Genomic DNA, 13,722 nt, shown 5'->3' on the forward strand with positions numbered 1-13,722 from the left:
TCAGCCCTCATGACCCGTTGATGAAGGCTCGCGCGGTCTCGGCGATACCGAAATTTCCGAGATCGTCATGCCCGCCGCCGGCGACGCGGACAAACTGCTTCGGCTCGCGGGCCAGCGCAAAAAGTTTTTCGCCGAATGCGATCGGAATAGTCTGGTCCTGCGCGCCGTGCACAATCAGCAGCGGGATCGCAACGCGCGCGATGCGCTGGTCCGAGTGGAAGGGATCGCGGATCAGGAGACGGACCGGGACGAACGGGAAATGAGCGGCCGCGACGTCGGCGATCGACGTATAAGGCGCCTCGAGGATCAGCTTTCCGACCGGGTGTTCGGACGCGATCGCGACGGCAACGCCGGTCCCGAGCGAGAAGCCCCAGGCTGCGATGCGCTGTGCGTCGTAGCGCTCCCTCGCAAATGAATAGGCGGCCGCGCCATCGCGCAGCAGCCCGTCCTCGCTCGGCGCACCGCTGGAGCCGGCATAGCCGCGATAGGACAGCGCAACGAGACCGGTACCGTCAGCCGTGATTGACTTGAAGCGCCCGGCAAGGCCGGCGAGGAAGTCGCCGTTGCCGTGGAAGAACAGCACCACCGAGCGGCCAGGCTTCGGCGGCACATGCCAGACGATGACCTTCTCGCCATCGGATGTGGTGAGGATGTGTTCCTCGGCCTGCGGAAATCCCGCCGCGGCCGGCGACTTGCGCTCGGTCGTCGGAATCGGAAACAGCATGTCCCGCTGCTTCACATAGAGCAGGACGAGACCGGCGAGATATCCGGCGGCAACGACGATGGCGATCCATTTCAGGACTGTCATCGCCTACCGCCGGCTCTCCGATGCTACATCGCCTTGACGATGTTCTCGGTGACCTTCTTGGCGTCGCCGAGCAGCATCATGGTGTTGTCGCGGTAGAACAGCGGATTGTCGATACCGGCATAACCCGACGCCAGCGACCGCTTGATGAACATCACCGTGCCGGCCTTCCAGACCTGGAGCACGGGCATGCCGTAGATCGGCGAGGTCTTGTCCTCTTCGGCCGCCGGGTTGGTGACGTCGTTGGCGCCGATCACGAAGGCGATGTCGGCCTGCGCGAATTCGGAGTTGATGTCCTCGAGCTCGAACACCTCGTCATAGGGCACGTTGGCCTCGGCGAGCAGCACGTTCATGTGGCCGGGCATGCGGCCCGCGACCGGATGAATGGCGTACTTCACCTCGACGCCTTCCTTCTTCAGGATGTCGCCCATTTCACGCAGCGCGTGCTGGGCCTGCGCCACCGCCATGCCGTAGCCGGGCACGATGATGACCTTGGAGGCGTTCTTCATAATGAAGGCCGCATCGTCCGCCGAGCCGAGCTTGGCCGGCTTCTGCTCGCCGCCTGCACCGCCGCCGGCCGCCGCGGTCTCGCCGCCGAAGCCGCCGAGGATGACCGAGATGAAGGACCGGTTCATCGCGTGGCACATGATGTAGGACAGGATCGCGCCGGAGGAGCCGACCAGCGCGCCGGTGATGATCAGCGCGGAGTTGCCCAGCGTGAAGCCGATGCCGGCCGCGGCCCAGCCCGAGTAGGAGTTGAGCATCGAGATCACGACCGGCATGTCGGCGCCGCCGATCGGGATGATCATGAGCACGCCGAGCGCCAGCGCCAGGATGACGATCATCCAGAAATCGAACGCGCTGCCCGACATCACCAGCCCGACGATGAAGACGACGAGCGCGATCGCCAGCGCGATGTTGATGATGTGGCGGAAAGGCAGGATGATCGGCGCGCCGCTCATGCGCGCCGACAGCTTCAGGAACGCGATCACCGAGCCGGTGAAGGTCAGCGCGCCGATGGCGACGCCGAGCGACATTTCGACCAGGCTCTGCGGATGGATGTTGCCGGGGGTGCCGATGTCGAAGGCCTCGGGCGCGTAGAACGCGCCGGCGGCGACCAGCACTGCGGCCATGCCGACCAGCGAGTGGAAGGCGGCGACCAGTTCCGGCATCGACGTCATCGGCACGCGACGCGCGATCACCGCACCGATCGCGCCACCGATGGCGATGCCGACGATGACGAGCACCCAGGCGAGACCGTCCGCGGGCGGATGGTTGGCCAGCGTGGTCGCGACCGCGATCGCCATGCCGATCATGCCGAACAGATTGCCCTGGCGCGACGACGCCGGGCTCGACAGCCCGCGCAGCGACAGGATGAACAGCACTCCCGCCACGAGATACAAAAATGCAGAGAGGTTGGCGCTCATCTCAGGTCCCCATTGATCCCATCAGCCCGAGGTGGCCGCTTACTTCGACTTCTTCTTGTACATCGCCAGCATGCGCTGGGTGACAAGGAAGCCGCCGAAGATGTTGATGCAGGCAAAGATCAGCGCGACGAAGCCGAAGGCGCGCGCCCAGCCCGAACCGCTCGATACGTTGGCAACGCCGCCGGCCAGCAACGCGCCGACCACGATCACCGAAGAGATCGCGTTGGTCACGCTCATCAGCGGCGTGTGCAGCGCCGGCGTCACCGACCACACCACGAAATAGCCGACGAAGACGGCGAGGACGAAGATCGACAGCCGGAAGATGAAGGGATCGACGACCTGTGCAGCATGCTCCATGACGGATCTCCTTACGCCTTCGGCTGGAAGTTCGGGTGGATCACGGCGCCGTCCTTGGTCAGCGCGGTGGCCTTGACGAGTTCGTCGTCCCAGTTGACGGCGAGCTTCTTCTCTTTCTTGTCGACCATGGTCTCGATGAAGGAGAACAGATTGCGTGCGTAGAGGCTCGAGGCCGAGGCCGCGACGCGGCCGGCGACATTGGTGTAGCCGACGATCTTGATGCCATCGAGATCGACGACCTCGCCCGGCTTGGCGCCCTCGACATTGCCGCCGCGCTCGACCGCGAGATCGACCAGCACCGAACCCGGCTTCATCGACTTGACCATCTCGCCGGAAACGAGCTTCGGCGCGGGCCGGCCCGGGATCAGCGCGGTGGTGATGACGATGTCCTGCTTCTTGATGTGCTCGGCCGTGAGCGCGGCCTGCTTGGCCTGGTACTCCTTGGACATTTCCTTGGCGTAGCCGCCGGCGGTCTGCGCGTTCTTGAATTCCTCGTCCTCGACGGCGAGGAACTTCGCACCGAGCGATTCGACCTGCTCCTTGGTCGCGGGCCTCACGTCGGTCGCGGTGACGATGGCGCCGAGACGGCGCGCGGTCGCGATCGCCTGCAGGCCGGCGACGCCGACGCCCATCACGAACACCTTGGCGGCAGGCACGGTGCCGGCTGCGGTCATCATCATCGGGAAGGCGCGGCCGAAGGCCTCGGCGCCCTCGATCACGGCGCGGTAGCCGGCGAGGTTTGCCTGCGACGACAGCACGTCCATCACCTGCGCGCGGGTGATGCGCGGCATCAATTCCATCGCGAAGGCGGCGACGCCGGCATCGGCGATCGTCTTCAACGCCGCCTCGTTGCCGTAGGGGTCCATGATGGCGATGACGAGCGCACCGCGCTTGTACTGCGAAAGCTCGGACGCCTCGGGGCGCTTCACCTTGATGATGATGTCGGCGTCCTTCAGCGCATCGGCGCTGACCGTCGCGCCCACGGCGGTGAACTCGGAATCCGGCAGGCCCGATTTGAGGCCGGCGCCCGGCTCGACGGCGATCTCGGCGCCCAGCGCCTTGAACTTCTTCACCGTATCGGGCGAAGCGGCAACACGCGGCTCCGACGGATCGATTTCCTTGGCAACGGCGATCTTCATAGGCCCTCCGGCGACGCGGGAAAAAGCGCGCGCGCAAAAACTTAGCGTTACTCCCGCAACGTTGCTTACCGGCTTTGGAACCGGCTTGTTTGCAAATTTTGTGGGCAGCTGCCGCCGAAGATGGAGGCAGCCGCCAACGACGAATTAGGTGAGGAAGATCGCCATCAAAATGACGATGAGCGCGACCGAGGCCGTGCCGTACTTCACGAGCTTGATGAAGCCCTCGTAGGTCTGCTCGTGGGCAACGTAGTCGTTGCCGTCGGCGGTGGTGTAGGCCACTTCGCTATGGTCAGCCATGATGATGTCCCCAGTCGAAAGTCGAATTCTTCGGTTGGGATACCTTAAACCTTCGGGCAGGGCAACGGCACCGAAGCGCGGTTTTCCAGCAAATAGGCTCATTTGGAATCCCGATTATCGTGGATCCCGCGCGCGACGCAGCATTCGCTGAACGCCGGTTCAACGAATGCTCTGCAGCCATCCTGCCCGAAATTCGGGCACTTGGCCCTCAGCCCATCGCCTCCAGCTCGTCGATCATCCCGGCGATGACCGAGAGTCCGCCGTCCCAGAACTTCGGGTCCTTGGCGTCGAGCCCGAACGGCCGCAGCAACTCGGAGTAGTGCTTGGTGCCGCCGGCCGCGAGCATGTCGAGATAGCGCTCGGCAAAGCCCTCGGCCGCGTTCTCGTAGACGGCATAGAGCGAATTCACGAGGCAATCGCCGAAGGCATAGGCGTAGACATAGAACGGCGAGTGGATGAAGTGCGGGATATACATCCAGTAGTTCTCATAGCCCGCCTTGATCTCGATCGCCGGTCCAAGGCTCTCGCCCTGCACCGACAGCCAGAGCTCGCCGAGCCGCGTCGCGGTGAGCTCGCCATTCTTGCGCTCGGTGTGAACAGCACGCTCGAACGAGTAGAACGCGATTTGCCGCACCACGGTATTGATCATGTCCTCGACCTTGCCGGCGAGCAGCGCCTGGCGCTGCTTGGCGCTCTTGGTCTGCGCCAATAGCCGCCGGAAGGTCAGCATCTCACCGAACACGCTGGCGGTTTCGGCGAGCGTCAACGGCGTCGGCGCCATCAGCGCGCCGTTCTTCGCAGCGAGCACCTGGTGCACGCCATGGCCGAGCTCGTGTGCGAGCGTCATCACGTCGCGGGGCTTGCCCTGGTAATTCATCAGCACATACGGATGCGCCGACGGGGTGGTCGGATGCGAGAAGGCACCCGGCGCCTTGCCCGGACGCACCGGCGCATCGATCCAGCGGTCGGTGAAGAAGCGCTCGGCGATATCGGCCATTTTGGGCGAGAAGCCGCGATAGGCCGTCAGCACCATGTTGCGTGCATCGCCCCAGCCGATGACATCGGTCGCGGCGAACGGCAGCGGCGCGTTGCGGTCCCAATAAGCCAGCCGCTTCTTGCCGAACCATTTCGCCTTCAGCGCGTAGTAGCGATGCGACAGCTTTGGATAGGCGGCGCGCACGGAGGCGACCAGCGCATCCACCACCTCGCGCTCGACGCGATTGTTCAAATGGCGGGAGTCCGCGACATCCTTGAAGCCGCGCCAGCGGTCCGAGATATCCTTGTCCTTGGCGAGCGTGTTGGTGATCAGCGCGAAGGTGCGCTCATTGGCCTTGAAGGTTTTTGCCAGCGCTTCCGCCGCGGCCTTGCGCTTGGCGCCGTCGCGGTCCTGCAGGAAATTCAGCGTCGGCTCGATCGCAAGCTCTTTGGCGCCGACCTTGAAGCGGAGGCCCGAGATGGTCTGGTCGAACAATCGATTGAACGCGGAATAGCCGGTTTGCGCCTTCTCCAGGAACAGTTGCTCGAGCTTGTCGTCGAGCTGATACGGCTTCTCCTTGCGCAGATCCTCGATCCACGGACGATAATGCGCGAGCTCGGCCGTTTGCATCGCGCGGTTCAAAATATCGTCATCGACGCGATTGAGCTCGAGCGCGAAGAACAGAAGATGCGTCGACGCCGCCGTCAGCCGCTCGGAGACGTCGCCGTAAAACTTTGAAATCGCAGGGTCCACGCTGTCGCCGGCGTGGACGAGGCCGGCATATGAGCCGAGACGGCCGGCGAGATCGTCGATCGCCTCATAGCGCCGCACGGCTTCCGCGAGCCATTTTCCGCCATCTTCGTTTGCTGTGCCTGTTGCGAGCTTGCCCTTGTAGTCCGTCTCGAACGCGACGCAATCGGCATCCATCGTTTCGAGATCGCGCGCGACTTCCGGCGCATCGATCCCGGAATAGAGATCGGCGAGGTTCCACTCCGGAAGCTTGCCAGTCTTGCTCACGGGCTTGGAGGGCTTTGCCTTGACGGCAGATTTCTTGACGGCGGATTGCTTGGCAGCCGGCTTGCGGAGAGCAGGCTTTTTAAGAGCAGGCTTTTTAAGAGCAGTCTTTTTGAGAGCAGTCTTGGAGCGCGAAGTCATTGTGTGGGAAACCTGTGTTCAACAAACGCTGCGGCGGGCGGGGGCATCAAGGTTTAAGAGTGCGTTAATCGGCTTCGGCCAGAGTGACCCGATTCGAGACAGATAGTAGTAGCGTGCGGGGAGCACCATGGCTGCCAGTATTTTGATCGCCGACGACGATGCCGTAGCCCGCCGTCTGGTCGAGAACATGGTGCAGAAATGCGGCTATGAGACGATCGTCGTGGAGTCCGGCGACGCCGCAATCGCCACCCTCACCGCTCCCGATGCGCCGGCGATCGACGCCGTGATCCTCGACCTCGTCATGCCCGGCCTCGACGGCATGGGCGTGCTGGCGAAAATCCGCGAAGCAGGCCTCAGCGTCCCCGTCATCGTGCAGACTGCGCATGGCGGCATCGACAACGTGATCTCGGCGATGCGCGCAGGCGCTGCCGATTTCGTGGTCAAGCCGGTGGGCCTCGAGCGGCTCCAGGTCTCGTTGCGCAACGCGCTCAATGCCTCCGCACTCAAGGGCGAATTGCAGCGCATCCGTCACAGCCGCGAGGGCCGTCTGACCTTCTCCGACATCATCACGCGCGCCGAAGCGATGACGGGCGTGATGCGCGCGGCCCAGAAGGCAGCGAACTCCTCGATCCCGGTGCTGATCGAAGGCGAGTCCGGCGTCGGCAAGGAGATGTTCGCACGCGCCATCCACGGCAGCGGCGAGCGCAAGGCAAAGCCCTTCGTCGCCGTCAATTGCGGCGCGATCCCCGACAACCTCGTCGAGTCCATCCTGTTCGGCCACGAGAAGGGTGCCTTCACCGGCGCGACCGAGCGACATACCGGCAAGTTCATCGAGGCCCATGGCGGCACGTTGTTTCTGGACGAGGTCAGCGAGCTGCCGCTGACCGCGCAGGTCAAATTGCTCCGCGCACTGCAGGAAGGCGCCGTCGAGGCCGTCGGTGGCCGCAAGCCCGTCAAGGTCGACGTCCGGATCATCTCCGCGACCAATCGCAAGCTTCTGGAGCGGGTCAAGCAGGGACACTTCCGGGAAGATCTGTTCTATCGCCTGCACGTGCTGCCGCTGACGATCCCGTCGCTCAGGGCCCGGCGCGAAGACATTCCGCATCTCCTGCGACATTTCCTGGCGCGCTTTGCCGCGGAGGAGAACCGCCCCATCTCCGGCGTGAGCGGCGAGGCCGTCGCGCATCTCGCCCAGCTCGACTGGCCCGGTAACATCCGCCAGCTCGAAAACGCGGTCTACCGCGCGGTGGTGATGAGCGAGGGCGATCAGCTCGGTCTCGACGATTTCCCGCTGCTTGCGTCGCTTCCGCAGTCGGCGACGGAGATTCCGACCGCGCCGCTGATGATCGAGCCGATCGCAGCGCCCTCGGTCGTGTCGGGTAGTGAAATACCGATCGCGCCGCTGCCGCTGGCAGGGTCTCTCTCGATGTTGACACCCAACGGCGATGTCCGTCCTCTGGAAGACATGGAGAACGAGATCATCCGCTTCGCGATCTCGCACTACCGCGGACAGATGTCCGAGGTGGCACGTCGCCTCAAAATCGGCAGGTCCACGCTCTACCGCAAACTCGACGAAGCCGGGGTTCCCGGACATGGCGGGAAAAGCGGCGAGGAGACGCACTGAACCTGATGCGAACGGAGGTTCGCGCGACCCGGCCTTGCGCCCGCAACCCGTTGAATTACGGCAAAATTCGGCGGCGAGCCAAACCGTGACTTGGAAGTGACAGACACCGGGAAAAGCGCGCGATGAAAGCGCACAATCCGTTGCAAAACAGCCTGTCTTGAAGTCAGTTTGTCGTGAGTTGTCCCGGGTAGCGCTGGCCGCCAAAACGGGGCCTGTATATCGTCTGCGTATGAATCGTTGCGTGCAGGCGTGCAACTTTCGAGAGGCCGGCGCGGTTTAGCCGAAACTCAATTAGGCGATAACGAAAGCTGTTCCACGGGGGACAGTTCACCCAAGGGGTGCGACACAATGCGTGACTGTTTGAACCACCGTGCAGGCTTTGACCGCGTTTTGGCGACGGTCGCGGCGACCTTCCTCACGGTATCGGCCGGCTCGGCGCTGGCGCAGGATCAGGCGCGCAGCAGCGCCGCCGAGCTAGCGATCGAAGCCGCGATCCCGCGCCCCGAGCCCGCAAACGTCCCGCCCCCGACCGCATCCGACATCAAGCTCGACACCACCGCCACCGTCCAGGATGCGCCGAAGGAAACTGCCAAGGAAACTGCAAAGGAAACTGCAAAGGACCCCGTGAAGGCCGAAGTCGCTCCGGCTCCGGACAAGGTCGAGACCAAGCCATCCGACGTCGCCACCACGCCGGCAGCCGACGCGCCGAAGAGCGAGACGGCCAAGACCGAGACGACCAAGACCGAGCCCGCCACCACCGAACCCGCCAAATCCGAACCCGCCAAGGCCGATACCGCGGCAGCACCGGCGGCCACCCCCGCTGCACCCGCGGCGGCGGCAGCGTCCCCGGCCGCCGAGCCCGTGAAGGCCGCGAGCAACGTCCCCGCCGCCGACCAGCCGGTCGCCGACAAGATCAAGGATATCATCGGCGCCAAGACCTCGCGCCATTTCGACCGCAAGAACGAGCGCGCTGCCGTCGAGAAATTCTACGGCGCCCGTGACTTCGCGCCGGTCTGGACGCAGGCCGGCAGCCTGACGGCCGCGGCCAAGGGCGTGATCGCACGGCTGAAGGATGCGGCCTCCGACGGTCTCAATGCCGCCGACTATCCGGTACCGGATTTCGCCGCTGCCACGACGCCCGACGCGCTCGCGGACGCCGAGCTGAAGCTCACCGCCAGCATGTTCGACTATGCGCGCCAGGCGCAGAGCGGCCGCATGCACTGGTCCCAGGTCAGCGCCGACATCCTCTATCCCGAGCATCCGACCGATCCGAACGACGTGCTGACCAAGGTCACGACGGCAGCCGACGCGTCCGCCGCCCTCGACAGCTACAACCCGCCGCAGAAGCTCTACAAGGAGCTGAAGGCGAAGCTGGCGCAGCTGCGTGGCCAGGGCGACGGCCCGGTGATCGAGATCACCGACGGCCCGACGCTGAAGTACACGCCCGCCAAGGGCAAGAAGCAGGCGGAAGTCGTGGTGCAGGATTCGCGTGTGCCCCAGCTCCGCACCAAGCTCGGCATCACCGAAAACGCCAGCGACGATCACTATGACGCCACGGTCGCCGAAGCCGTGCGCAAATTCCAGGACGGCGCCGAGATCAAGGCGACCGGCGTGCTCGACGCAGCGACCGTGAAAGCGCTGAACAGCCCGAAGCGCGACAAGCAGATCGACACCGTGCTGGTGAACATGGAGCGCTGGCGCTGGCTGCCGCGCGACCTCGGCGTGCCCTCGCTGGGCGACGCCTATGTCATCCTCAACATTCCCGACTACACGCTCAAGGTGATGCAGCGCGGCCAGCAGGTCTGGACCACCCGCGTCGTCACCGGCAAGCCGGGCCAGCACGCCACGCCGCTGCTGACCGAGACGATGAAGTACATCACGGTCAATCCGACCTGGAACGTGCCGCCGTCGATCGTCTATGGCGAATATCTGCCGGCGCTGCAGCAGGACCCGACCGTGCTTCAGCGCATGGGCCTGAAGCTCGAGCAGAACCGCGACGGCTCGGTGCACATCTCGCAGCCGCCCGGCGAAGCCAACGCGCTCGGCCGCATCCGCTTCAACTTCCCGAACAAGTTCCTGGTCTATCAGCACGACACCCCGGACAAGAACCTGTTCGCCAGGGAAGATCGCGCCTTCAGCCATGGCTGCATGCGCGTGCAGTATCCGGATCAGTATGCGTCCGTGCTGCTCAACATCGCCATGCCGGGCGAGAAGTACACCCCGGAGCGCGTGCGCAGCATGTACGGCTCGGGTGAGATCGACCTGAAATTCCCGACCCCGATCCCGGTCAATATCACCTATCAGACCGCGTTCGTGGATGACGGCGGCAAGCTGCAATTCCGCAAGGACGTCTATGGCCGCGACGCGACCATGATCAACATCCTGAAGAACAGCCGCGGCAAGGATCTCGAGAACGTCGTGGCCCACTCGCAGCCGAGCTATTCGCGCCCGGCGACGACGTTGCCGTCCGGCGTGGCGATCGCCAACAATGGCGGCGGCTTCGGCTCGTCCGGCCCGAACTTCTTCGAGCGGCTGTTCGGCGGTGGTGCCCCTGCCCAGCCGCCGGCCCCGGTCGGCCGTAAGCCCCAGCGGGTGTTCACCCGCTGAGCTCGAGTCCGACGCTCCAGCACAAGAAAATTCTTCAATAAAATCAGCGACCCCGCCCTCTGGACGGGGTCGTTTGACGTTAACCATTCGCTACCCGGGTTCCGGCAGCGGGCGTTTTTTTGCCACAGTCAACCGTTTAGGATTGTAGTCTGACTTGGTTTGGGGGCGGGAAGGTCAACCTCGAATTAACCTTCTCGTTTTAACAAAGCGTTCATCCTCTTTCGCGCGCTAACGGGGTTAGCGGGAGAGTCCATTTTGAACGCTCGTCGACTGGGTGGGCTCATACGTGCTGGCTGGTTTCGCACGCCAATTTGCTGCGGTGTCGTTGTCCCATGCGGGAGTGAAGGTCGGATCTCGGATCGGCCTCGCCTCGCTGGTGCTGCTTGCGGCTGCCGGTTCGGTTCATAACGCTGCCGCGCTGAACGAAACCAAGACCCTCTCCTTCCACCACACCCACTCCGGCGAAGATCTCACCGTCACCTTCAAGCGCGATGGCCGCTACGACGAAGCCGCGCTGAAGACGCTGAATCACTTCCTGCGCGACTGGCGCACCCAGGACGAGACGGTCATGGACCGTCACCTCTTCGATATCCTCTGGGAAGTCTATCGCGACGTCGACGGCAAGCAGCCGATCCAGATCATCTCGTCCTATCGCTCCCCCGCCACCAACGCCATGCTCCGCCGTCGCTCCTCGGGCGTGGCGCGCTTCAGCCAGCACATGCTGGGCCATGCGATGGACTTCTACATTCCGAACGTTCCGCTGGAGCAGATCCGCTTCGCCGGCCTGCGCCTGCAGCGCGGCGGCGTCGGCTTCTACCCGACCTCCGGCTCGCCCTTCGTGCATCTCGACACCGGCAGCATCCGGCACTGGCCGCGCATGACGCATGACCAGCTCGTCCGCGTCTTCCCGGATGGCCGCACGGTCCACGTTCCGACCGACGGCACACCGCTGAAGGGTTACGAGCTCGCCAAGGCCGACATCGAGCGGCGCGGCAGCGGCGACGACGGCGCCAGCAAACCGGGCTTCTTCGCTGCCCTGTTCAAGAGCAAGTCGGCGCCGGCCGCCGGCAGCGACGAGGACGACGAGGGCGCAGCCGAGAAGCCGGCGACACCGACCGTGGTCGCGGCCGCCGCCAAGCCGGCCGACCCGGTCCCGACGCCCCGCGCCAAGCCGTCAGTCGCCGCCGCGATCCAGCTCGCTTCGGCTGACGCGCAGCTCGTTGCGCCGCCCAAGCCGAAGCCCGCACCCGTGGCTGACAAACCGGCTGCCGTCAAATCTGCCGACGGAAAGCCCGAGACTCCGGCCGACATCATCAATGCCCGCGGCTTCTGGGATGCACCCGCCACGCCGCAGCAGGCGACGCCCGCCCAGGTCGCAGCCCTGAAGGCGCGCCAGGCACTCGCCGCCGCGACCGACCCGCAGCCGACCGCGAGCGTCTCCAACGCGACCCTTCAGGCGCTGGCTTACGCGCCGGCCGCCTCCCCGGTCGACCGCGCCAACGTCGTCGCCGCCTCTGCGCCGATCCCGCGCGGTGTGCGCCCGGTGTCCGCGGCCCGCAACGCCGCGCCGGCCACCGAGATCAACACGGTCGTCGGCAAGAGCACCGACGGCATGATCGCCACCGCGACCCGTCTCTCCGCCGCCAAGGGTGAGAGCATCTGGCTCAAGATCGTGATGCTGTCGCCGAGCGCCAGCCGCGCGATGTCGGTCACGCTGATGGGCGAGCTCGATATGGCGGCGATGCGCGGCTATTTCGTCAAGCCTCAGGCTGTGATCGCGATGGGCTTCACCGATGACCCGATGCAGGGTCTGTCCTGCGACAGTTTCTCGGGCAGCGCCACCGCCAAGCTCGAGACGACGTCGTTCGTCGTGCGCACCGCCGCGCTGCGCTGACGTCAAGCGCGGTCAGCGCTTCTTCCGCCGATCCAGATGATATGTCAGCGCCAGCGACAGGCAGATCGTGAGCTCCTGCTTTGGCAGCTTGCCCGTCACCGGCAGCAACAATGCTCTCGTCTGCCGATACTCGAACTGATCGGGAAAGCGCTCGCGAAACGTATCGACCAGCGTCGTCTTGCAGTTGAACAGAATGGCGGCGCGGTCGGAATCCTTGAGGCGGCCGAGCCGGATGGTCGAGCCGCTGCCGGTCTCATCGGTCAGGTAAGCGGGCTCGCCCCATTTCAGCGTTTCGGTGAGCCGGCCGACATTGTCATGCGCAGCAGCCGTCGCGAAAATGAGGTCACGCACCTGGATCAGCCGCTCGCCGATCGGCGCCGGAAGAGCGCCGAAGGCACGGTTCACGTCACGCGGTAGCGGCGGTGCAGTCACTGACATCTCCCTCGATGCTTCTACGCCACCGGTGTCGTCCTGGCGAAAGCCAGGACCCATACCGCGGAATCCATCGATGAAAGCGCGGTGCCAGTCCCGCACGAGGGTAACGCAACGACTAGCCTTCGCAAATAACCACGGCCTGTGGTTATGGGTCCTGGCTTTCGCCAGGACGACAGCGAGGCCTCAGATCATCCCCAGCGCCTGCATGTAGGTCTCGAGAATCGTCTCGGCCTCGGCGCGCTCGTTGGGGTCCTGCTTGCGCAGGCGCACGATGGTGCGCAGCGCCTTGACGTCGTAGCCGTTGCCCTTGCTCTCGGCATAGACATCGCGGATGTCGTCGGAGATGGCCTTCTTCTCTTCCTCCAGCCGCTCGATGCGCTCGATGATGGATTTGAGCTGGTCCTTGGCAAATTTCGTCGCGGGCTCGTCGTCGCGGACGGCGGCGGAGGTGGCCATCTTGGTACTCCCAATGGAACTGGCAAAACGAGGTGACGCCGGCAACCTCACCGCGCGTGCTGGCTAGACCCTTAGGGTTCGCGCCGACCGCGTTCAAGCAAGCATCGCGCTCGTCCACAGCGCGCCCACACCTTCCTGCAGGCGACCGAAGAAAGCTGTTGTGTGGTGCGACTCAAAGCGGCGTGCCGGACAGTCGCCTCAGTGATTGTGGGGATGGACCTTCTTCATCGCCTCGAGCTGCTCGGGGCTGGCCGTGCCCTGGTACTTCGCCTTCCAGGTCTCGTAGGGCATGCCGTAGACGGCCTCCCGGCTTTCGTCCTTGCTCAAGCTCACGCCTTGCGCGTCGGCGGCGTCCTTGAGCCAGTTGGACAGGCAGTTGCGGCAAAAACCGGCCAGATTCATCAGGTCGATGTTCTGGACGTCGGTCCGCGTCTTCAGATGATCGACCAGGCGCCGGAAAGCGGCCGCCTCGAGCTCCGTTCTGGTTTTGTCGTCGATTGCCATAGCTGGATCCCTTGGCTGGCCCTGATGTCGTCACCCTTACGGGATC

General features: G+C 64.6%; 12 protein-coding genes. 3 read left to right on the forward strand and 9 right to left on the reverse strand.

Translation table 11 applies throughout. From position 1 onward, the window contains the following. Positions 1 to 7: 7 nt before the first annotated feature. The 6 genes from NLM31_RS35265 to NLM31_RS35290 form a co-directional block, all read right to left on the reverse strand. A complete protein-coding gene (locus tag NLM31_RS35265; protein WP_254133862.1) occupies positions 8 to 808 on the reverse strand; it encodes an alpha/beta hydrolase in 801 nt (266 codons plus the stop codon). Between the two features lie 23 nt (positions 809 to 831). Beyond that, entirely contained in the window at positions 832 to 2,232 is a 1,401-nt protein-coding gene (locus NLM31_RS35270; protein WP_254133863.1) for an NAD(P)(+) transhydrogenase (Re/Si-specific) subunit beta, read from the reverse strand. A gap of 39 nt (positions 2,233 to 2,271) precedes the next feature. After that, complete coding sequence (locus tag NLM31_RS35275; protein ID WP_014492434.1) at positions 2,272 to 2,589, reverse strand: proton-translocating transhydrogenase family protein; 318 nt, start codon at positions 2,587 to 2,589, stop codon at positions 2,272 to 2,274. 11 nt (positions 2,590 to 2,600) lie between these two features. Next, positions 2,601 to 3,728 (reverse strand): Re/Si-specific NAD(P)(+) transhydrogenase subunit alpha, encoded by a 1,128-nt coding sequence (locus NLM31_RS35280; protein ID WP_254133864.1) that lies wholly within the window; start codon positions 3,726 to 3,728, stop codon positions 2,601 to 2,603. A 144-nt stretch (positions 3,729 to 3,872) separates the two neighbouring features. Continuing rightward, positions 3,873 to 4,025 carry an aa3-type cytochrome c oxidase subunit IV gene (locus NLM31_RS35285; RefSeq protein WP_008136857.1) on the reverse strand — a complete coding sequence of 51 codons (153 nt, stop codon included), beginning with the start codon at positions 4,023 to 4,025 and terminating at the stop codon, positions 3,873 to 3,875. A 208-nt stretch (positions 4,026 to 4,233) separates the two neighbouring features. Further along, positions 4,234 to 6,156, reverse strand: coding sequence for a M3 family oligoendopeptidase (locus tag NLM31_RS35290; protein ID WP_254195231.1), 1,923 nt, complete (start codon positions 6,154 to 6,156; stop codon positions 4,234 to 4,236). A 127-nt stretch (positions 6,157 to 6,283) separates the two neighbouring features. On the opposite strand from NLM31_RS35290, the gene NLM31_RS35295 reads away from it, so the two are divergent. From NLM31_RS35295 to NLM31_RS35305, 3 genes are all read left to right on the forward strand, one after another. Continuing rightward, a complete protein-coding gene (locus tag NLM31_RS35295; RefSeq protein ID WP_254195232.1) occupies positions 6,284 to 7,780 on the forward strand; it encodes a sigma-54 dependent transcriptional regulator in 1,497 nt (498 codons plus the stop codon). A 348-nt stretch (positions 7,781 to 8,128) separates the two neighbouring features. Then, on the forward strand, positions 8,129 to 10,387 hold the full coding sequence (locus tag NLM31_RS35300; RefSeq protein WP_254195233.1) for a murein L,D-transpeptidase: 2,259 nt from the start codon (positions 8,129 to 8,131) through the stop codon (positions 10,385 to 10,387). Positions 10,388 to 10,661: 274 nt separating this feature from the next. After that, positions 10,662 to 12,281, forward strand: a complete 1,620-nt coding sequence (locus tag NLM31_RS35305) for a DUF882 domain-containing protein (RefSeq protein ID WP_254133868.1) — start codon at positions 10,662 to 10,664, stop codon at positions 12,279 to 12,281. A 12-nt stretch (positions 12,282 to 12,293) separates the two neighbouring features. Here the strand turns inward: NLM31_RS35305 and NLM31_RS35310 are convergent, their stop codons facing one another. From NLM31_RS35310 to NLM31_RS35320, 3 genes are all read right to left on the reverse strand, one after another. Next, positions 12,294 to 12,713, reverse strand: coding sequence for a DUF1801 domain-containing protein (locus tag NLM31_RS35310; RefSeq protein ID WP_254195234.1), 420 nt, complete (start codon positions 12,711 to 12,713; stop codon positions 12,294 to 12,296). A gap of 186 nt (positions 12,714 to 12,899) precedes the next feature. After that, positions 12,900 to 13,172 carry a DUF2312 domain-containing protein gene (locus NLM31_RS35315; protein WP_008546273.1) on the reverse strand — a complete coding sequence of 91 codons (273 nt, stop codon included), beginning with the start codon at positions 13,170 to 13,172 and terminating at the stop codon, positions 12,900 to 12,902. Between the two features lie 198 nt (positions 13,173 to 13,370). Then, positions 13,371 to 13,676, reverse strand: coding sequence for a DUF1244 domain-containing protein (locus NLM31_RS35320; RefSeq protein ID WP_254133870.1), 306 nt, complete (start codon positions 13,674 to 13,676; stop codon positions 13,371 to 13,373). Positions 13,677 to 13,722 lie beyond the last annotated feature (46 nt).

Source organism: Bradyrhizobium sp. CCGUVB4N (genome assembly GCF_024199945.1).
GTDB lineage: Bacteria > Pseudomonadota > Alphaproteobacteria > Rhizobiales > Xanthobacteraceae > Bradyrhizobium.

Bases quoted from the DNA above. Each gene is read 5' to 3' on its own strand.
- NLM31_RS35265 (WP_254133862.1), bottom strand. From the start codon at position 808: ATGACAGTCCTGAAATGGATCGCCATCGTCGTTGCCGCCGGATATCTC.
- NLM31_RS35270 (WP_254133863.1), bottom strand. From the start codon at position 2,232: ATGAGCGCCAACCTCTCTGCATTTTTGTATCTCGTGGCGGGAGTGCTG.
- NLM31_RS35275 (WP_014492434.1), bottom strand. From the start codon at position 2,589: ATGGAGCATGCTGCACAGGTCGTCGATCCCTTCATCTTCCGGCTGTCG.
- NLM31_RS35280 (WP_254133864.1), bottom strand. From the start codon at position 3,728: ATGAAGATCGCCGTTGCCAAGGAAATCGATCCGTCGGAGCCGCGTGTT.
- NLM31_RS35285 (WP_008136857.1), bottom strand. From the start codon at position 4,025: ATGGCTGACCATAGCGAAGTGGCCTACACCACCGCCGACGGCAACGAC.
- NLM31_RS35290 (WP_254195231.1), bottom strand. From the start codon at position 6,156: ATGACTTCGCGCTCCAAGACTGCTCTCAAAAAGACTGCTCTTAAAAAG.
- NLM31_RS35295 (WP_254195232.1), top strand. From the start codon at position 6,284: ATGGCTGCCAGTATTTTGATCGCCGACGACGATGCCGTAGCCCGCCGT.
- NLM31_RS35300 (WP_254195233.1), top strand. From the start codon at position 8,129: ATGCGTGACTGTTTGAACCACCGTGCAGGCTTTGACCGCGTTTTGGCG.
- NLM31_RS35315 (WP_008546273.1), bottom strand. From the start codon at position 13,172: ATGGCCACCTCCGCCGCCGTCCGCGACGACGAGCCCGCGACGAAATTT.
- NLM31_RS35320 (WP_254133870.1), bottom strand. From the start codon at position 13,676: ATGGCAATCGACGACAAAACCAGAACGGAGCTCGAGGCGGCCGCTTTC.